Origin of the sequence: Streptomyces sp. NPDC091377, assembly GCF_044757045.1 — a bacterium.
GTDB lineage: Bacteria > Actinomycetota > Actinomycetes > Streptomycetales > Streptomycetaceae > Streptomyces.
Genome location: NZ_JBIVUE010000001.1, coordinates 586128 through 605918 on the forward strand (window position 1 = coordinate 586128; position 19791 = coordinate 605918).

Consider the following 19791-nt stretch of genomic DNA (forward strand, 5'->3'; position numbering starts at 1 on the left):
TCCCGGACATGACCAAGCCCCTGGCGTCACGTGGGCGCCTGGGGCTTGGTCCAGGGAGATGCGGGGAGCGGCGGCGTCGGGCTCTTCGGGCCCGTCGCCCTCGGCTCAGTCGCTGTACGGCTCCGCCTTCAGGATGCGGACGGAGGCGGTCCGGCCGTTGGGGAGTTCGTACTCCGCGTCCTCGCCGACCTTGTGGCCGATCACGCCGCTGCCCAGCGGGGACTGCGGGGAGTAGGTCTCGATGGCGGAGCTGGCGTACTCACGGGAGGCGAGCAGGAAGGTCAGCGTGTCGTCCTCGTCGCCGTCGAAGGCGATGGTCACGACCATTCCGGGTGCCACCGCGCCGTCCGTGGAGGTCGGTGCCTCACCGACCTGGGCGTTCTCCAGCAACTGAGTCAGCTGGCGCACGCGGAGCTCCTGCTTTCCCTGCTCCTCCTTGGCCGCGTGGTACCCGCCGTTCTCGCGCAGATCGCCCTCCTCGCGCGCGGCCGCGATCTTGGCGGCGATCTCGGTGCGCGCAGGACCAGTAAGGTACGCAAGCTCGTCCTTGAGCTTGTTGTACGCCTCCTGGGTCAGCCAGGTGACGTTCTCGCTGGTCTGGGTCACAGGGTGCTCCTCGTCGGTACTGGGAATACAAAGCATCGCCCTACCCAGAAGGATGTTCCTTCATGAGTGGGCGAAACCACGAGCCTAACAATTCAGGAGCGGGAGGGGGAGGACATAAGTCACCAAAAACCCATCAACGCAGGTCGGCGCGGAGGTATTGGCTTCCACCCCGTGCTCGGCCCCGCACCCGGGGCTCGCACCCCGGTGGGTTCCCCGGCCGGGCGGAGGATCAGCTCGGCTGACAGCCGAGCAGCTCGGCGGAGGTGGCGGGGCCGGTCGTACGCAGGGTGACCACCCGTTCGATCGTGGTGGCGTCCCCGTCGAAGGTGAAGTCGGCGCGGCCGACCTCGGCACCGTTCTCCGACTGGGAGCGGACCGTGCAGTGGCCGACGGCCCCGGCGTCCTTCTCGACCTTCAGCCGGACCTTGACCTCGTTCTCACCGAGGTCGAAGCCGATCAACTCCGCGCTGATCTTGTTCTGCCCGACATAGTGGTAGCCGAAATAGCCGACCAGGGCCAGCAGCAGGGCGCCCAGCACGGCCCCGACGATCTTCAGGGTGCGGTCCGAGCGCTCGTCCGAGGGGCGGCCGTAGCGGCCCTCCGGCGGTCGGGTGCTCACCGTACTCATGATCGTCCTCTCGGCCACGGGGCGGGACGGGTCCGTGGACGTCGTCCCAAAAGGGGGTCCGAAGCGGAACTCCGGAATTTTTGGCCCTCCGCTTCGGTCACTATAGAAGCCGCCCGTCCGCCACCGGACCGCCGCCCCACCCCCGCCGTGAGGGGCCGGGCACCCGACCATCGCACCCGGGCACTCCGGGGGCCTGTTCAATGAGGATTGAGTCTTGACTGACCAGCTGCGACTGATGGCCGTGCACGCACATCCCGACGACGAGTCGAGCAAGGGCGCGGCGACCATGGCGAAGTATGTGTCCGAGGGGGTGGACGTGCTGGTCGTGACCTGCACCGGCGGAGAGCGCGGCTCCATCCTCAACCCCAAGCTCCAGGGCGACACGTACATCGAGGAGCACATCCACGAGGTCCGCAAGAAGGAGATGGACGAGGCCCGGGAGATCCTCGGGGTGAAGCAGGAGTGGCTCGGGTTCGTGGACTCCGGGCTGCCGGAGGGCGACCCGCTGCCGCCGCTGCCCGAGGGCTGCTTCGCGCTGGAGGACGTCGAGCACGCGGCCGGTGAGCTGGTCCGGCAGATCCGCTCGTTCCGCCCGCAGGTCATCACGACGTACGACGAGAACGGCGGGTATCCGCACCCGGACCACATCATGACCCACAAGATCTCGATGGTGGCGTTCGAGGGCGCGACGGACACCGAGAAGTTCCCGGAGGCGGAGTTCGGCCCCGCCTACCAGCCGCTGAAGCTCTACTACAACCAGGGCTTCAACCGGGCGCGCACCGAGGCGCTGCACGAGGCGATGCTCTCGCGGGGCCTGGAGTCGCCGTACGGGGAGTGGCTCAAGCGCTGGGAGGACTCGGGGCACACGGAGCGCACGCTGACCACGCATGTGCCGTGCGCCGAGTTCTACGAGATCCGCGACAAGGCGCTGATCGCGCACGCCACGCAGATCGACCCGGACGGCGGCTGGTTCCGGGTGCCGATGGAGCTCCAGAAGGAGGTCTGGCCGACGGAGGAGTACGAGCTGGCGAAGTCGCTCGTCGAGACCTCCCTCCCCGAGGACGACCTCTTCGCGGGCGTCCGGGACAATGCCTGACATGAGCGCAAGCGCAAGCCTGGCAATGACGAACCTCGTCACCTTCGCGAAGGAGCTCGACGAGGACAAGGTGACCCCCGGCGTCCTCGGCTTCATCGTGTTCGCGGTGATGGCCCTGGCCGTGTGGGGACTGATGAAGTCGATGAACCGCCACATGGGCAAGGTCGACTTCGAGGAGCGGTCCGACGACAAGACCGGGGCCGGGTCCGCGGCGGCCCCGGGCGGCGGTGAGGCGAAGGCGGAACGCGCCGGCTAGCCGATCGGCCCGCCTGCGCCCGCCCCCTCGCCCGGCTGGCGCCCCCTCGCCCGGCTGCCCGGCCCTCACCCGGCCGCCCGTCGGGTCCGGAGTGTCAGGGCCCCGTCAGGGCCCCGTCAGCGCCGCCTGTCCCCGACGGGGGCAGGGGGCCGGCGGGGTGTCGGCCCGGTCGCCGTGGAGGTTCGGCACGGGCGGCCCCCCCCCGCACGGCCCGGGTGATCACCACCGGCCAGAGGGACCGGGCCACCACGGCCCGAACGCCCCCCACCGACCCCTGGGCATCTCAGGACCCCACCGTCACCGCCACCCCCATCACCTCGCGTGCGTGTCGGCTCGGCACCATGCCCAGCCGCCACGCCTGCCACCCCGTGTCCAGGCTGATCCCGCGTTCGAGGAGCAACTGGTACGCCTCCACGTACTCGCCCAGCTGGGGATCGCGGGCGGCGTGGGAGGTGCGGGCGAGCTGGGACAGCTCCTCCTGCGCGACGGCCGTACCGACCTCGACCCCGCCGGGGGCGGCGTACGGCAGCAGGGTGCAGCGCAGGAAGCGGGCCCAGTCCTCGCCGCGCCGGTCGCCGTAGGAGGCGAACAGCCCGATGGCCTCGTCGCACAGTTCCAGGGCCTGGGGCGTACGGGCGTTCCCCGCGTCGACCACGGCCAGCTCCAGACAGGTCCACGCCTCGCCGTGGGCGACGCCGATGCGCTGGAAGTCGGCGCGGGCGTCGACCAGGAGCTGACGGGCGAAGCCGGAGTTGCGCAGCGAACCCGTCTGCGCGGCGCGCTGGTCGCGGGTGACGCGGGCGGAGTGGTGGCGGGCGCAGGCCAGCCCGTAGACGTCCCGCATCCGGGAGAACATCGTGCGGGAGCGCTCCAGGTCGCGGACGGCCTGTTCCAGGTTGCCGGTCTCCTCCAGGGCCTGCCCGAGGTAGTACAGGGTCCACGCCTCGCCGCGCGCGTCCTCGTTGTCGCGGTGCCGGGCGGCTGCCGCGCGCAGTTCGTCCACCGCCGGTGAGGCGTCACCGGCGACCAGACGGGCGCGGGCGAGCTGGGTGAGGGCCCAGGCGGTGCCACGGGCGTCGCGGGTGCGGTCGTACAGCTCCAGGGCCGCCTGGAGGGCGGTCTCGGCGCGGCCTGTGTCGCCGAGCCGTACGTAGAGCTGCCCGAGCTGGAAGTGCGCCCATGCCTCGCCGTGCACGGACTCGCCCGCGCGGTGCAGGGCCAGGGAGCGGCCCAGCAGGTCCAGGGCCTCGGCGAGATGGGCGCGGTCGCGTTCGACGGCGGCCAGGGCGTGCATGGTCCAGGCGCGGTCGGTGGCCAGTTGGGGGAGCGACTGGAGGTCGAGCGCCTCGCGCAGCTTGGCCGCCGCCTCGCCCAGCTGCCCCTGGTGGTGCAGGGTGATGCCGAGCGAGCACAGGGCACGGGCGGTGCCCGCGTCGTGATGGGCCTCCATGTACAGATCGACCACGGACGACAGGGTCGCACGGGCCTTGTCCAGTTCGCCGAGCTGGCGGGCCGCGATGCCGGTGCGCCACTGCACGGAGCGGATGAGCAGCCCCTGGTCGACGGCCTGGGCGAGGTCGCTGATCTCGCCGAGCCGGTAGAGGTCGCCGCGCAGCAGGCAGTAGTCGCACAGCGCGCCCAGCAGATTGAGCACCGCGCCCTGGTCGACGCCCTCGGCGTGCCGCAGCGTGGCCGTGATGAAGCTGGACTCGTCGTCCAGCCAGCGCAGCGCCTCGTCCAGCGAGGTGAAGCCGTGCGGGCCGAAGCGGTCCGAGCGGGTCGACATGTTGCCGTCGACCAGGCGCAGTACGGAGTCGGCGAGTTCGGCGTAGTTGACGATCAGCCGTTCCTGGGCGGCGGTGCGTTCGGCGGCCTCCTCCTCGTCGAGGAGCCGGGCGTGGGCGAAGCCGCGGACCAGGTCGTGCAGCCGGTAGCGGTCGCCGCGCACCAGGTCGATCAGGCCCGCGCGGGCGAGCGCCACCAGATGGCGGCCGGCCTCGCTCTGGTCGGTGGCCAGCAGTGAGGCGGCGGCAGCCGTGCCCAGCGAGGCCCGGCCGGCCAGCGCGAGCCGGCGCAGGAGCCGCCGGGCGGGGTCGGACTGGTCGGTGTAGCGCAGCCACAGGGCGCGCTCGACGGGGGCGACGGGCCCGTAGGCGCCCAGGTCCGAGGCGAGCTGGCGGGGTGAGCGCGGTCCGAGTGAGGAGCCCGCGATGCGCAGCGCCAGCGGCAGCCCGCCGCACAACTGGGTGATCAGGTCGCCTGACGCGGCGTCGTAGGGGCCCGGGTAGGGCCCGGAGGCGTCCTGTGCCGCCGCGGCGAGCAGTTCCTCCGCGCCGGCCGCCTCCAGGGGCCGTACCGGCAGGTGGTGCACCGACGCCTGGAGGTCGGCGGGCAGGTCGAGGGGTTCGCGGGCGGTGACCAGGACCAGGCTGTCGGAGCGTTCGGGGACGAGCGTGCGGACCTGCTCGGGGTCGAGGGCGTCGTTGAGGACGACGGTGACCGGGACGCCGGTCAGATGCTGGTGGTACAGCTCGCTGAGCCGTCTGACCTGCTGGTCGGCGGACGAGCGCTCCCGGAAGAGGAGTTGCTCGCGCGGGGCGCCGAGCCGGTTGAGCAGATGCAGCAGCGCGTCACGGGTGGGCAGCGGCGGCTCGTCGGGGGTGTCGCCGCGCAGATCGACCACACAGGCGCCGCGGAACTGGTCCCGCAGATCGCGCGCGGCCCGCACGGCGAGGGTCGTACGGCCGCTGCCCGGCGGCCCGTGCAGCACCACCACCGTCGGCTGGGTCCGGGTGCTGGCCCGGCCCGCCTGGACCCACTGCCGGATCCGCGCCATCTCCTCGCGCCGCCCCGCGAACGGCCCGGTGGAATCCGGGAGTTGGGCGAACGACTGCTCCAGGACGCTGCGCCCGCGCGCGGCCCCGCTCTTGTCGGCGCCGAACAGCTTGGGCCCGCTCTTCTTCGGCCCGGTGGAGGCGGCCAGCACCCGCTGCTGGTCCATGAACGGGCGTATGCCGCGCACCTCCAGCGCGGTGAGCCACTGGAGCCGCAACTGCTCGGCCCCGCCCGGCTGTCCGGCCGCCCCGGCGCGATGGTGCGCGGCCGGCAGATGGGCGCCGGCCACCTTCACCACCGTCGTCGCCGCGGCGGCGACCCCGACGGCCACCCCGGCGCCCACGGCGGTCGCCGTCGTCGTCCCGAGGACGAGGTCCGCCACCATGGCGGTCACCGCGCCGACGCCCGCGACCAGCAGCGGGGTCCCGCCGCCGTCCCGCGCATAGCGTTGACCGAACGTCAACCTCCCGGCCTCGGACTCGTCCAGCGCCCGGGTGTACGCCGTGTACTCCTCCGCGGCGGTCTGCGCCATCGTGTCCAGCGCGCCGCGTGCCCGTGCCATCAGCACGTTCGACTCGGTACGGCCCCCGGAGCGCCGTACCTCCTCCTCCACAGCCCGGGCCAGCAGCCGTTCGGCCTCGGCCCGATGACCGTCCCGCATGTCTCGTCCCCCTCCGGCAGCAACTGTTCTCGCGGTCAAGTGTGCTGCGTAGGGCGCGCCGGGGCGAGGGGGTCGGACGGCCCACGCGTCCCCGTGGCGAACACGGAGCGTACGCACGCCGATGCTCTGCGTCGCCGGAGTGGCTATCGTGGCCGGTGACCGCCGAAAGCACCGAGCGCGCACGGGAAATGCGGGGTAGCCATGTCCGAGCCGTACGGCCCGTCCGACGGACAGCCGCCGGAGCCCGCCCGGCCGCCCGGGCGGACCCGGGGCACCCGGGCGCAGCAGCCCCGTTGGGCCTGGTGGGTCATCGGGATCGTCATCCCGGTCCTCGGTATCGCGGTGACCGTGCTGGTCGCCCGGCCCGGCCCGGCCGACGGCAAGGGCGGCGGTTCGGCGTCGTCCGCGCCCGCCGCGCAGCCCACCGGCGAAGCCTCCGGGAGTCCCGGGTACGGCCCGCGGACCGTCGAGGTCGACACCAGCGGCGGTGACGCGTCCGTGGAGTTCGACACCGCGGCGCCGCTCGCGGGGAGCGGCACCGTCGAGGGCGCGGACCTCGTCGTCAACGCGTCGACCGGGGCCGCCCCGACGCTGTCCGTGCCGGACTCCGCGAGAACCCTGGCCCCGCACCACGGCTCGCCCACCGCCCCGACCGCCGAGGAGTGCGCGGCCAGCGTGGAACGCCACGGCACCCGCACGGCCACGAGCGAGAGCGGCGGCCGGTACTGCCTGACCACCGATCAGGGCCGCACGGTCCACCTGCGCTTCCTCACCGCCGACCCCTCCGGGGTCTCCCAGGTCGAGGTCACCGTCTGGTAGCCACCCGCCGCCTCACCGGTGGGGGTGGGGTGTTGCGGGAGGACGGCCCATGCCGAAAACCGACCGGCCCACGAGACGTCCCCCTGCCTCCTCCAGCACGCCGACACCCCGCTCGACTGGTGGCCCCGGGGCGCGGAGGTGTTCACCGGGGCCCGCCGCAGCGACCGCCCACTCCTGCTGAGCGTGGGGTACAGCTCGTGCCACTGGTGGCAGTAATTGCGGGCAATCCGGCGATTCTGACGTCAGGCCTTTCCATAAGGCAACTAAAAGACCACCTGGGGTGACGCCCCGAGGCGTAGGCGCCGAGCTGAAGGGCAGCTGGCCAGCTCACCCGTGCAGTACGTCAGGTTCGCCAGCACCTGGACGGGTGGCGATCCCACCGCCGCAACCGTTGCCGCTGAATGAAGCTTAGACGGTGCCACATCGGCCATTCGGTGACTGCAGGCGGGTGGGTTGGCTGCCCCGTGTACCTGCCCATCCAGCCTGTCCATTGTTGATCATTTTTTGAACATTACCGTGCGGAATCGATCGCTTTAGGTCTTCGTTTAAACTGCGCCATCACGGCTCGTATGGTTTAGGAATGCTTGCCAATGGTGAGGTTCCAGAGGGTGTGCCCACTCCGCGTCTCGTCCGAGTCACTCCCGAGATTGCAGATGACTTGCTGTCCCGAGCCGTAGTCAATCGTCGCCTGGATCAGGGTCAAGTCGACTTCTTGGCTGATTCAATAATCCGCGAAGAGTGGCAGCTAACACATCAGGGAATCGCGCTTGACGGCTCCCTGGAGACCGGATGCCTTCTGGATGGCCAGCACCGCTTAAATGCCATTACGAAGGCTGGCATTCCGGTTTCGATTTACGTATTTGAAGGGCTTCCGAGAACTGCATTCCCTGTCCTTGATACAGGGAAGCGTCGGAGTGGCGTGGACACGCTTTCTTCCACCGGTGAGAAATATCTCCCTGTGCTTCACTCGACCATTCGTCACGTTCTCCTCTTCAAGAACATGCCGGACTCCTTGTGGAGCGGTAATGGCGCTCGAATCGCGAATAGTCGGATCCTGGCGGCGTACAATGAGGGCAGTGACATGTATCGAGAAGCCGTACTGACGGGTCGTAATATTTCCAAGCACGTGTTCGCGAGTCAAACTGCAGTGGCAGTGGGATATTTTGTCACGACCGAGGCGGCTCCTGCTGTGAAGATTGACAGCTGGATCGAAGGGCTGACCTCGGGCGCAAATCTCGAGATGGGAGACTCTCGGCTTGCCCTGCTCAAAGTCCCCCATGTGCGAAAGAGGGGCCTAAATCGGAAATATTCCATGCGCGAGCAAGTTGCTATGTATATCAAGGCGTGGAATGCGTGGGCCCGCGATGAGAAGATCGACAATCTTCGCTTCAGAAAGGCAGAGAAGATGCCAATTCCTGTAGAGGTGAAGTTTGAGCGATGAATCCAACGCGGCATCAAGCTAAGAAAAGTCGGGACCGCTGCGGATTATTACATTCCCTGACCTTTCCACCACAACCACAGATCTGTCCAAGGACTTTGCTATCCGTTCGATGAAATCGCGTGACAGTGATACGCCGCCACCCTCTGGGTGTTGTGCCGTGATGTTCACTCCACCGCTTCCCCAAGAGGATCTAATAACCTTCCATCCTATCTTCTCGAATGACGATATAATGAATTCATCCTCGCTGATGCGCCGGCCGCGCGATAGCTTCTCCTTGATCTGCGTCGCCTTCCCCTCCATATCTTCCTGGCGATATTCTTGCTTTCTGACTAGCAAGAGAATCTCTTCTAACATTTCAGCTTCAGATCGCTCGACCGAGTTTCGCACGCCCTCCCTGAGGGGAGATCTGCGGATATCTTGGATCGCCCTTTCCAGTTCGGGCCAGCTCCGAGTGAATGATCGTTCCAGTCGATCCTCCGCCACCATCCTCACCGTCGACGATCTATTGATGTCCTCAACGAGCTTCCTGACGTCGTCCCGGCTTTCTCCAACGGTTGCCTGGAACTGGGAGAGGGGGCCAGTGAGATCTGCAATTTTCATGTCAACCAAAAATGGAACGACATGTGCAATCTCAAATTGCTTGGCCAGGGAACCTGCCTCAAAATTGATCCACTTTGATGCTTCGTTCTCTGGAGTTATGCAGACGATCCCAAAGTCTGTCGCGGCTAGCTCATGGGTAATCTCCTTGATTCCTCTACCTCCTTTGGCGATATCTTGAGTTGAGACCCAAGGGTCAATCTCTTGGATAACATCTGGCAGCCATGACTTCAGGGACTCGGCTACTTGCCTTGAGCGTTCCCCGGACCAGCTCAGGAATATCTTCATGAATTATCTCTCTCGTGCTGCGGTCTTTGTAATGGGTGTAGAATTAATTTGGGCGCCTTGAGTCCAGCAGATATTCTTGTTCTGCTTTCAGGGAATCGTATGACTCGCGCACGTACGACAGAAAACTACTTCCAGGATGACGGATCAGCGTGGAATTATTGACACTGGCGCTATCCCAGTCTGCCAATAGGGCGTCATACGACGCCGCATGGGCGCAGAAGTCAAGTAACACTGCTGGCATCTCTCGTTCGATAATAAGATCTCCCCGCGCAGTGACGATCTCCCTTATCTGTCGAGCCCTCGGAGCGAAGACCGTCTCAACCCACATATGCCATAGCATCGACATCGACTCCGACAGTGGACCCTCCTCCGGTTCTCCCAAGTTGGCTGGAAAATATGCTCTTCGGTACTCTTTCCAAGCTCGTTCATTGGTTTCCGCCAGAACAAGAAGCGGACCGTAGAGATCTTTGAGCTGGCTACTGACCCAATCGATCCGCGCCGCCCTGAGCGACCTGCGAACTTCCCCTCGGTGGTTCAACCAGTACGCAATGACCGCAATTGCCATACTGGCTCCGGCCGTTACAATTGCTGCGATCATTGCAACCTCCTCGGCGTTGTTTGACAGGGTATCCAGCAGTGGGTCAGGGTAAACCTGATCCATTAATGATCTTATGCCATCATGATTTTGGGGACCCGCGTTGAGGGTGTGATCGCCGTAGGCGGTGGCGAATCGACTTCGGAGGCCTATTTCGGGCAGTGTAATTTGGAAGGATGCGGGCATGAAAAGAGCCGAGCGTGGTCTACTGGATCGGTCGCGGAAGCCCTGGAAGGAGGTTCAGGCGGCCTGTCTTTTGGGGACCGCAGAGCTAGATCTGGATTGACCTGCTTTGGCCGGACGGTCCGTGCGGACGTTCGACAGTCCGTCTGAAGGATCCGCCTTGGCCGCATTGACCGTTTCTGCGTTCCCCTATGGTTGGCTTCGGCTGCTGGGGAGGCCGAAAAATTGCATTGGGTTCCAGCCTGGCCTCTATGCATCCGTGCCGGTGGCAGGGGCACCTGAGTGTGCGGGATCATGGAGCATGCCCAGTCGACTTGCGGATGCCGCCTCGCCGTATTTGCGACAGCACGCCGACAACCCGGTGGACTGGTGGCAGTGGGGCCCCGAGGTGTCCGCGGAGGCGGAACGGCGTGATGTATCTGTTTTGCTATCGGTTGGCTACTCAGTGTGCCGATGGCGGCAGTGAACTCGCGAACCCAGTAGTTGGCGGTGCCTAGATATCCCTGATGATCACACGTTTCCCGCAGAGCTAACCGGTTCTACCCGTAGCCGGGAGAGCCCCCACTTCACGTGCGCCGAGTCTGCCTTCCCGTGCACGGCTTCGACAATGGTCAGCGCAGATACGATGAAAGGAACCCCGACCTGCCGCGCCACCTCGATGCGCGCCGCCATCTCGCGGTCGTTGCGCATGAGAAGGGAGAGCGCCTCGGAGTCGAGCACACCAGCAAGCGGGCCGGCGGCTCCATCACCGCAGCGCCCCGTTCGGCATTCTCGGCGTTCTCGTCTCCGAACAGCTCACGACGAACGGTTTCGATCATCTGCTCTGTGAGCGGGCCGTGCCCTCCCTCGTAGGCCGCGACGATCTCGGCGAGCCCCTGACGGGCCTCTGACTGATTTCGTGCGAGCCCTTCGTGAACTGCGGGAGCGGGCGAACGGCACGGTCGATACGGTGGTCGCGCGCGGCGCTTCGAGAACCGCGGTCTACGCGGCGCTGAGCGGTGCCCGCCTGCCGAGTGTGCAGATGCTGGATCTGATCGTCGACGTGGTGCTTACGGTAGCCCCGCTACGGAAAGCGGTGGCCCGCCATTGTGAGGGCAGCGCTCGTACCGTGGATTCCCACATCGACGGGCCGACCTTCCCCACGTCCGAGTGGTTCGACCAGATCCTCGTCGGCCTGGCCTCTGTGATCGGAGCCGGCGACGAGGTGGACGAGTCTGTCGTGCACGGGGCGCCGCGAACGGAGAGACTCCGGGAACCCCTGTTCCGGGCGCGCGCGGCGCGCAGGGAGGAACGCACTACCGGGGAGGAGTGGCTCGACAATCTCAACGACCACGACAACACCGCCCACGTTCGTGCCCTGTACGCCTATGGCCTCGAGGTGCAGCCGACGGGCGTCGAGGCACTCACGAGCAGCGAGGCGCATGGCAAGGGCGACGTTGCCACCAGCGCATGGACAGCACGGTCGCGTCTGGGAGAACCTGCCACGGCGGGGGTGGTCCTCTTCCGCCAGAACCCTGGTGACGGGAAGCCGTTCTACAGTTACCACTCGGCCAGTGAGCTGTCTGCTGACTGAGACGACTGCAGCTCTCAGCACGATCGGGAGACCCTCGATGCCATCGGGCTCAGCAGCGATCTGCTTCTCAACATCGTTTGCCCGCTGCGGATCCGGTCGGGCGCTCAGTAGGCCGGACCCCCGCCCCTCTGTGAGCTTGTCCCCCCGTCGGCACTCCCGGTGCGCAAGGATTAAGGACTGGGGCATCGCCAACCAACTTGCGCAGCCCACCTCCCCGTACCTTCTCCAGCACGCCGACAATCCTGTTGACTGTTGACCGTGGCCACGCGAGGCGTTCGAGGAGGCGCGGCGGCGGGACGTACCCGTACTGCTGTCGGTCGGCTACTCCGCGTGCCACTGATGGCAGCGTTGAACGGACAGAACCAGGCAGCTTCGCCTGCTCGGATCTGCAGGCGGCCTCTGCTGTGGCTGCCACGGGATCTCTTCCCCTTTGCCGCAGACAGGCCGTACCCGATCGTCTCGGCATCGCTGAGCGGTGGGCCGCTTCACGGCTGCCGTCCCGCGACGGTCTTCCGGGCTCGGACGGACTGTCCCGCGATGGTCTTCCGGGCTCCGGCGGACTGTCCCGCGATGGTCTTCCGGGCTCCGGCGGCGGGCGGTCATCGTGGTGGTGCGTGGAGGTCGGCGAGCCAGGTTTCGACGGCTTCCGCTGTGGTCGCGGCGTGTTGGTTCATCATGGAGTAGTGGTCGCCTTCGCTCTGGGCGGTGGTGTGGGGGAGGTGCCAGCCGCTTGTCCGGCCGTGGGTCGGATTCGTCGCGGTGATCAGGTGGGTGGGGACCTGGAGCGGTTGGGGCGTCCAGTGGGTGAACAGGCCCACGTAGTGGGCCATGCCGGTGAGCACGGACGCGTCCGCCGGGGTGCTGTGCGTCCGCTGGTGAGCGAAGGTCAGCAGATCGTCCAGGGGCTGGGTGGTGAGTTGGTCGGGGGTGCCGGTGTCGATCAGGATCAGTCCGGCGGGTTGTTCGGGGGAGTGGGTCAGGTGCCCGGCGGTCTCGTGGGCGAGCCAGCCGCCCGCCGAGTGGCCCAGCAGGATGTAGGGGTGACCGTCCGCGGACCGTAGGACGGCGTGGGCCAGTGCGCCGATGAGGGCGTCCCGGGAGGCCGGCAGTGCTTCTGCGGGCTGGTGCCCGGGCAGATGGCAGGCGGACACGCGCCGCGTGGGGAGGTGCTGACCCAGGGGGATGTACTGCGTCGGGTCTCCCGGCAGGAAGGGTGACGGGATGCAGATGAGCCGGGGTTCCTCCGCTCCGTCGGACAGGATGACGCAGGCCGGGGCCGTCGCTTCCGCCTCGGACACGTCGTAGGTGGGAAGGCGGCCGGCCGCCTCGCGCAGCAGTTCCAGTGCGTCGCTCGTGTGTTCGTCGCGGCACAGTTGGTGGAACCGGTCGGCGAGTGTGGCGTCCCGTCCGGCCGCGGAGGCGGGGACCGCCGGCCCCGCCTGAGGCGCTTCGAGCCGTTCGGTGAGGTGGCGGGCGAGGTCCTGCGGCGTGGGGTGCTCGAAGGTGATCGTGGTGGGCAGGCGCAGTCCGGTGGCCGTGTTGAGGCGGTTGCGGAGTTCGACGGCGGTGAGGGAGTCGAAGCCGATGTCGCGGAACGCCTGTTCGGGGTCGATCGCGTCGGCGGAGGTGTGCGCGAGAACGGCCGCAGTGTGGCCCCGCACCAGGGTGAGCAGTTCGCCGTAGCGTTCAGCGGCGGAGAGTGCGGCGAACCCTTCGCCGAGACCGGCGGGGGTGCCGGTGGGGGTGCCGGTGGCGGCCCGTGGCAGCGGGGCGCGGAACAAGCCGCGCAGCAGAACGGGCGTGTCATCGGGCGAGTGCTGCGCCGAGCGGTCCAGCGGGAACGCGCCGAGGAGCGGTTCGTCGTAGCGGGCGCTCTGGTCGAAGAGCGCCAGTCCCTCCTGGTCGCTGAAGGGACGGGTGCCCCAGGCGAGGATGCGGGCGATGCCGGTGTCGTCCAGACGGCCGCTCGTGGTGCTGCGCTGTTTCCAGAAGCCCCAGGCCAGGGAGGTCGCGGGCAGTCCTTGGGCGCGGCGGTGGCAGGCGAGGGCGTCGAGGAAGGTGTTGGCCGCGGCGTAGCCGGCCTGGCCTCCGTTGCCCAGCAGACCCGCCATGGAGGAGTAGAGCACGAACGCCGACAGGTCCAGGTGGCGGGTGAGGCGGTGCAGGTGGAGTGCGGCGTCGGCCTTGGGCCGTAGGACGCGTTCGACATGTCGGTGGGTCAGCCGGGTGATCACGGCGTCGTCGAGTTCGACGGCGGTGTGGACGACGGCGGTGAGAGGGTGATCGTCGGGCACTGAGTCGATGACGGTCCGCAGTGCGTCCTCGTCGGCCGCGTCACAGGCGGTGATCGTGGTGTGGGCGCCCAGGGCGTCGAGTTCCCGCCCCAGTTGCTCCGCGCCGGGGGCCCGGGGGCCGCTGCGGCTGAGGAGGAGCAGATGGCGGACACCGTGCTCATGGACGAGGTGTCGGGCCAGCAGGCTGCCGAGGGTGCCCGTTCCACCGGTGATCAGGACGGTGCCGTGGGGATCGAGCGGGAGGGGCGGCACCATGACGTTCTTGCCGATGTGACGGGCCTCGCGCATGTACCGGAATGCCGCCGGCGCCCGGCGGATGTCCCACCGGGTGAGGGGCAGGGGATGCAGCTGTCCTTGGCGGACCAGGTCCAGGACGTGGGTGAGCATGTCGTGCATCCGGTCCTGACCGGCGTCCTGGGGGTCGACGACGTGGTAGTCGACTCCGGGATGGCCGCGGGCGATGTCGTCGTGGGCGCGTTGGTCGAGTTTCCCCAGTTCCAGGAATCGGCCACCGCGTGGCAGCAGGCGCAGGGAGGCGTCGATGAATGCGCCGGTCAGGCTGTTGAGCACGAGATCGACGCCTTCTCCGTCGGTCGTGTGCAGGAACTTCTGCTCGAACTCGGAGGTGCGGGACGACGCCAGATGGCTGTCGTCGATCCCCAGGGCGCGCAGAGCGTCCCATTTGGCGGGGCTGGCGGTGGCGAAGACCTCCAGTCCTAGATGCCGGGCGAGTTGTATCGCGGCCATGCCGACGCCGCCGGCCGCGGCGTGGATGAGGAGTCTCTCGCCGGCTGTGGCCCGGCCGTGGTCGATCAGGGCGTACCAGGTGGTGAGATAGGCCACCGGGAGGGTGACGGCTGCTTCGAAGGACATGTCGGGGGTGGGTATGCCGGCGATGAGCCGGCTGTCCGCCACGGCGTTCGTTCCGTAGGCCGTCGAGCCGAGGAACATGCCCACGACCCGGTCACCGGGTGAGAATCCGGTGACGTCCGGGGCGACTTCGGTGACGATCCCGGCGCCGTCGCTGCCGGCCGCGAGAGTGCCGAGCGGCACCATGTCCAGGGCGATGAGCAGGTCACGGAAGTTCACGCCGGAGGCCCGGACCGCGACCCGCACCTGTCCGGGGCCCAGCGGCTGGTCGTCGGGCAGCGGGACGAGTGCGAGGCTGTCGAGGGTGCCGCCCGAGCCGAAGTCCAGCCGCCACCGTTCGGTTCCCTCGGGGGTCGGCAGGGAGGGGGTGGTGCGTACGTCGGCCAGCCTGGGCACGTACGGCTCGCCCTCGCGCAGGACGAGTTGCGGCTCCTGGGCGGTGAGTGCCGCGGGCAGCGCCTCCAGGGAGCCGTCGCGGTCGTCGGTGTCGACGATCGTGATTCTGCCGGGTTGCTCGGTCTGGGCCGTGCGGATCAGTCCCCACACACCCGCGTGGGTGAGGTCGTGGACGTCCTCGTCCACGGCGGTGCTGATCGCGCCGTGGGTGAGGACCACGAGGTGCCCTCCGGCCGAGCGTTCGTCCAGCAGCCAGGTCCGCACGGCGTCCAGAGCGTGCAGGATCGCGTGGTGAACCGTCGGGGCGGAGGCCGGGGCCGCGTCCTGCGGCGCGGGAAGGTCGAGCAGAGCCGTGACCGGCTCGGTGCCGGCTGCCGCCCAGGAGTCCAGGACCGCGGTCAGGTCCTGGTGGACGCTGACGGTCGCGCCCGTCCCGGCGAGGGCGTCGACCAGCCGGGGGTCCGCGCCCACCAGCGCCCAGGACCCACGGGCGCTACGGTCGCCGGCGGCCAGGGGGTTCCAGGTCATGCGGAGCAGACCGCCCCCGCGCCGGGGTGCGGAAACCGTCTCACCGGCGGGGCGCAGCACGAGCGCCCCGATGCTCACCACCGGTGATCCGTCCTGGTCCAGGACGGACGCTTCGACGGTGTCGGGGCCGTGGTGAGTCACCTGGGTGCGTATCCGTGTCGGTCCGGTGGCGTGCAGCCGGATGTCACGCCAGGCGAAGGGCAGCGCCAGCGGTCCGTCGCCCTCGGCGAGCAGGGCGTGGAAGGCGGCGTCCGCGAGGGCCGGGTGCAGCAGGAAGTCCGCTGCTTCGGCGTGCTGTTCGTCGTCGAGGGACGCCTCACTGTAGAGGGTGTCGCCCTGCCGCCAGACGGCCCGGAGGTTACGGAACGCGGGCCCGTAGTGATAGCCGCGTGTCGTGAGCCGGTCGTACAGCCCTTCGATGGGGATCTGCTCCGCCCCTTGTGGCGGCCAGGGCCCGGCCGGGGTTCCGGATCCGCTCGGTGTGCCGGGGACGTGGCCGTCGTTGTGGAGGACTCCGCGGGCGTGCTGGGTCCAGGGCTCGCCCGTCTCCGCGTCGGCGGCTCTGGAGGAGATCCGCAGCGGGAACTCGCCGTCCGCCTGCGGACCGGTGGTGAGCTGGAGGTCCACCGGTGATTCGTCCAGCGGCAGCGGGCGCTGCAGAACGAGTTCCCCGATCCGGTCGCACCCCAGTGCCGCGGCGGCGTGCAGGGCGAGTTCGAGGAACGCGGTACCGGGCAGAAGCGCGGTGTCGCGCAGCGCGTGGTCGGCGAGCCAGGGGAGGTGACGCGTGGACAGGCGGCCGGTGAACAGGAGTCCGCCGTCGTCCAGGGGTACCCGCGCACTCAGCAGGGGATGGTGGGGATCGTTCATCCCGGGCCCGGTGCTGCGGTCCGTCCCGGCGTCGAGCCAGAACCGCCGGTGCTGGAAGGCGTAGGTGGGCAGCACGGTGCGGCGGGCCCCGCGCGTGGCGAAGGAGCGTTCGGTGTCGACGGGAACGCCCCGGACGTGCGCTTCGGCGACCGACCGGTGGAACCCGTCCGGTCCCGCCTCGTCGCTGCGCAGGGTGCCGAGCACCGCGGCCCGGACGCCGGTCTCCTCGACGGTCTCCAGCATGTCCACGGTGAGAACCGGATTGGGGCTCACCTCGATGAGGGCCCGGTGGCCGGCTTCGATCAGGGAGCGGACCACCGGATGGAACCGGACGGACTGGCGCAGGTTGCGGAACCAGTAGTCGCGCCCCAGGTCGGTCGTCTCCAGCAGGGTGCCGGTCACCGTGGAGAAGAACGGGATGCGCCCGCGCTTGGGCCGCACCGTGGCCAGTCCGTCCCACAGCATGTCATGGAGGGCGTCCACCTGCGAGGAGTGACCGGCGGAGCGTGCTGCGACGCGCAGGGCCCGGATGCCCCGGGAGCGGCAGAGCCGCAGCAGTTCGGTCAGAGGTTCGGGAGCGCCGGACACCACCACCGACGAGGGCCCGTTCTCGGCGGCGATGGACAGGCTGGCCGCCCAGGGTCGCAGCAGATCGGTGGCCTCCTGCCACGGCAGCCGCAGCGTCGCCATGCCTCCGTGTCCCTCCAGGGTGCGCAGGGCTCTGCTGCGCAGGGCGACGATCCTGACCGCGTCTTCCAGGGACAGGGCGCCCGCGACGAAGGCCGCGGCGATCTCCCCCTGGCTGTGACCGGTCACGGCGTCCGGGCGGACCCCGTGGGCACGCCACAGTGCGGCCAGGGACACCATGGTCGCGAAGAGCACCGGCTGCATGACATCGACGCGGTCGATCTCCGGTGCGCCCGGCACTCCGCGCAGGACATCCAGCGGGGACCAGTCGACGCAGGCGGCGAGTGCGTCGGCGCATGCGTGCATCTGTTCGGTGAATTCCGGTACCACGTCGAGGAATCCGGCGGCCATACCGGCCCACTGGCCGCCCTGGCCGGGGAAGACGAACGCGGTGGGAGGCCGGTCCAGAGCTCTGGCGGGGCCGATGAGCCGTGCGGACGGCTTCCCTTCCGCGAGGGCGCGCAGGTCTTTCTCGTACGCGGAGGGCTGGTTGCCGGTCACCGCGGCCCGGTACGGCAGCCGGGCCCGTGTCGTGGCCAGGGACAGACCCACGTCGGCCGCGGAGTACCCGGGTTGGGCGGCCAGGTGGTCCAGCAGCCGCTGGGCCTGGTCCCGCAGTGCCGCCGGGTTCGCGGCGGTCAGTACCCACGGCAGCGGGCCGTGCTCCGTACCGGCGGCACCGGAGGGCGGAGGCATCGCCGCGCCTGCCGGCGGAGGCGGTGCCTCCTCGACGACGACATGCGCGTTCGTTCCGCTGATGCCGTACGACAGGACACCGGCCCGTCGCGGCCGGTCCCCGGCGGGCCAGTCGACCGGCTCGGCAGCCAGACGGACGTGTCCGGCCGACCAGTCGACCGCAGTGGTCGGGTTCTCCACATGCAGGGTGGCCGGAATGCGGCCGTGTTGCATGGCCAGGACCGTCTTGAGGAGTCCGGTGGCGCCCGCCGCGCCCTGGGTGTGCCCGATGTTGGACTTCACCGAGCCCAGATATGCGGGCGGTGCCGTGTCCGGGCGCTGTCCGTACGTCGAGAGGACGGAGCGCGCTTCGATGGGATCGCCCACCGGAGTGCCGGTGCCGTGCGCCTCGATCAGGTCGATCTCGTCGGCCCGCAGGCCGGCGTCGGCGAGGGCCAGGCGGATGACCTCCTCCTGGGCGGGCTGGCTGGGGGTGGGGAGGGTCTCGCTGTCGCCGTCCTGGTTCCAGGCGCTTCCCCTGATGACCGCGAGCACGGTGTGGCCGTTCGCCCGCGCGTCTTCCAGTCGCTCCATCATCAGCACGGTGGCGCCCTCGGCGATGCCCATCCCCGCGGCGTTGTCGGCGAAGGCACGGCTGCGCCCGTCCCGGGAGAGTATCTGCTGCTTGCTGAACTCCACCATCAAGCCGGGGGCCGCCAGCACGGTCGCTCCCCCGGCGAGTGTCAGTGAGCACTCTCCCCTCCGGAGGGACTGGACCGCCATGTGCACGGCGGAGAGCGAGGACGAGCAGGCTGTGTCGACGGACACCGCGGGGCCGTGCAGTCCGAGCGTGTACGCGATCCGGCCTGCGACGACACTGGGGAATCCGCCGGTGACCAGATATCCGTCGGTCCCGGAGCCGCCCTCGTGCAGTCTCGGCCCGTACTCTCCCGCGAACACGCCCGTGAACACACTGGTGTCGCTTCCCCGCAGTGTGTCGGGGGCGATCCCGGCGGACTCGCAGGCTTCCCACGCCGTTTCCAGCAGCAGTCGCTGCTGGGGGTGGGCGGCCATCGCCTCACGTGGGCTGATGCCGAAGAGGTCCGCGTCGAAACCGGCGGCGTCATGGAGGAAACCTCCGCCGTGCGTCGAGAAGGTGCCCACCCGCTCGGGATCGGGATCGTAGAGCGCGTCGAGATCCCAGCCACGGTCGGTGGGCAGGGCGCCGATGACGTCGCGGCCTTCGGAAAGCACCTCCCACAGGTCGTCCGGGGAGTTCACTTCCCCCGGCAGCCGACAGGCCATGCCCACGATGGCAATGGGTTCGTGTATTCCGTTCGCTGAGGCAAGGACTCGGTTGTTCATGGAGGCGACCTCACAGAACATATCCGCGGGATATCGAAGGGGCCATTCACCCTTAAGGGGGCCATTCACCTTTAAGGAGAAGGCCGCTCCGTGGATTGTTTCAGTCTAGACCCGCACCCGCCCCAGGTCGCGGGCGCGGCGGCTGCTCCGGTGGGGACGGGAGCGGCAGGAAACCATCGACACCAGCCCGGCGGAAGCGTACGAGGAGCAACTGGGCGCAGCCCGCGGGGATTTCTCGCGGCACCCCGCCGTTGCGCTGCTGATCGATCCGCATATCCGGTTCCGTTGTTCGTCCCATGGCTCTACCGGACACCATGGCTCTACCGGACACCATGGCTCTACCGGACATGCGACCGGACCCGCCGATGATCTCCGACGCCCGTGCGCTGACTCCGAAGGTCGCGGCACAGGTCGCGGCCCTGGACGGTCGCGGCCCTGGACGGTCTGCGCCTGGACACCGAAAACCTGCTGGGGCAACCCCGTTCCCGGTTGTTTCAGGGTCGAATCAGCGAACCGGTGTTCAGGGGG

At 68.7% G+C, this 19791-nt stretch carries 11 protein-coding genes and 4 pseudogenes; 8 read left to right on the top strand and 7 right to left on the bottom strand.

The features are described 5' to 3' along the window. Positions 1–105: 105 nt before the first annotated feature. Together greA and ACIQNG_RS02675 are read right to left on the bottom strand one after the other, a co-directional pair. Positions 106–606 (bottom strand): transcription elongation factor GreA, encoded by a 501-nt coding sequence (gene greA / locus ACIQNG_RS02670; RefSeq protein WP_401482333.1) that lies wholly within the window; start codon positions 604–606, stop codon positions 106–108. 229 nt (positions 607–835) lie between these two features. Next, entirely contained in the window at positions 836–1234 is a 399-nt protein-coding gene (locus tag ACIQNG_RS02675; protein WP_401429550.1) for a DUF4307 domain-containing protein, read from the bottom strand. A 235-nt stretch (positions 1235–1469) separates the two neighbouring features. Here ACIQNG_RS02675 and mca point away from each other — a divergent pair, with 235 nt between their 5' ends. Both mca and ACIQNG_RS02685 read left to right on the top strand, forming a co-directional pair. Continuing rightward, a complete protein-coding gene (mca, locus tag ACIQNG_RS02680) occupies positions 1470–2330 on the top strand; it encodes a mycothiol conjugate amidase Mca (protein WP_401430076.1) in 861 nt (286 codons plus the stop codon). Then, positions 2323–2586 (top strand): hypothetical protein, encoded by a 264-nt coding sequence (locus ACIQNG_RS02685; protein WP_401482334.1) that lies wholly within the window; start codon positions 2323–2325, stop codon positions 2584–2586. The genes mca and ACIQNG_RS02685 overlap by 8 nt, the downstream gene beginning before the upstream one ends. 283 nt (positions 2587–2869) lie before the next feature. Here ACIQNG_RS02685 and ACIQNG_RS02690 read toward each other — a convergent pair whose 3' ends face one another. Further along, positions 2870–6082, bottom strand: coding sequence for a tetratricopeptide repeat protein (locus ACIQNG_RS02690; protein WP_401482335.1), 3213 nt, complete (start codon positions 6080–6082; stop codon positions 2870–2872). A gap of 201 nt (positions 6083–6283) precedes the next feature. Between ACIQNG_RS02690 and ACIQNG_RS02695 the strand changes: the two genes are divergently transcribed. From ACIQNG_RS02695 to ACIQNG_RS02705, 3 genes and pseudogenes are all read left to right on the top strand, one after another. Continuing rightward, positions 6284–6901, top strand: a complete 618-nt coding sequence (locus ACIQNG_RS02695) for a hypothetical protein (protein WP_401482336.1) — start codon at positions 6284–6286, stop codon at positions 6899–6901. Positions 6902–6925: 24 nt separating this feature from the next. After that, a pseudogene (locus ACIQNG_RS02700) lies at positions 6926–7108 on the top strand (DUF255 domain-containing protein); the annotation flags it as partial. 373 nt (positions 7109–7481) lie between these two features. Next, positions 7482–8342 carry a hypothetical protein gene (locus ACIQNG_RS02705; RefSeq protein WP_401482337.1) on the top strand — a complete coding sequence of 287 codons (861 nt, stop codon included), beginning with the start codon at positions 7482–7484 and terminating at the stop codon, positions 8340–8342. Between the two features lie 18 nt (positions 8343–8360). Here the strand turns inward: ACIQNG_RS02705 and ACIQNG_RS02710 are convergent, their stop codons facing one another. Both ACIQNG_RS02710 and ACIQNG_RS02715 read right to left on the bottom strand, forming a co-directional pair. Next, positions 8361–9227, bottom strand: a complete 867-nt coding sequence (locus ACIQNG_RS02710; RefSeq protein ID WP_401482338.1) for a TIR domain-containing protein — start codon at positions 9225–9227, stop codon at positions 8361–8363. 43 nt (positions 9228–9270) lie between these two features. Beyond that, positions 9271–10008 carry a hypothetical protein gene (locus ACIQNG_RS02715; RefSeq protein ID WP_401482339.1) on the bottom strand — a complete coding sequence of 246 codons (738 nt, stop codon included), beginning with the start codon at positions 10006–10008 and terminating at the stop codon, positions 9271–9273. Positions 10009–10306: 298 nt separating this feature from the next. Between ACIQNG_RS02715 and ACIQNG_RS02720 the strand changes: the two are divergent. Next, positions 10307–10462, top strand: a pseudogene (locus ACIQNG_RS02720) (DUF255 domain-containing protein); the annotation flags it as partial. Positions 10463–10533: 71 nt separating this feature from the next. On the opposite strand, the pseudogene ACIQNG_RS02725 reads toward ACIQNG_RS02720, so the two are convergent. Further along, positions 10534–10751 (bottom strand): annotated as a pseudogene (locus ACIQNG_RS02725) (DNA-binding protein); the annotation flags it as partial. A 152-nt stretch (positions 10752–10903) separates the two neighbouring features. Between ACIQNG_RS02725 and ACIQNG_RS02730 the strand changes: the two are divergent. Continuing rightward, positions 10904–11578 (top strand): hypothetical protein, encoded by a 675-nt coding sequence (locus ACIQNG_RS02730; protein ID WP_401482340.1) that lies wholly within the window; start codon positions 10904–10906, stop codon positions 11576–11578. A 184-nt stretch (positions 11579–11762) separates the two neighbouring features. Next, a pseudogene (locus tag ACIQNG_RS02735) lies at positions 11763–11915 on the top strand (DUF255 domain-containing protein); the annotation flags it as partial. 262 nt (positions 11916–12177) lie between these two features. Here the strand turns inward: ACIQNG_RS02735 and ACIQNG_RS02740 are convergent. Beyond that, positions 12178–19284 carry an SDR family NAD(P)-dependent oxidoreductase gene (locus ACIQNG_RS02740; protein ID WP_401482341.1) on the bottom strand — a complete coding sequence of 2369 codons (7107 nt, stop codon included), beginning with the start codon at positions 19282–19284 and terminating at the stop codon, positions 12178–12180. Between the last annotated feature and the right edge of the window lie 507 nt (positions 19285–19791).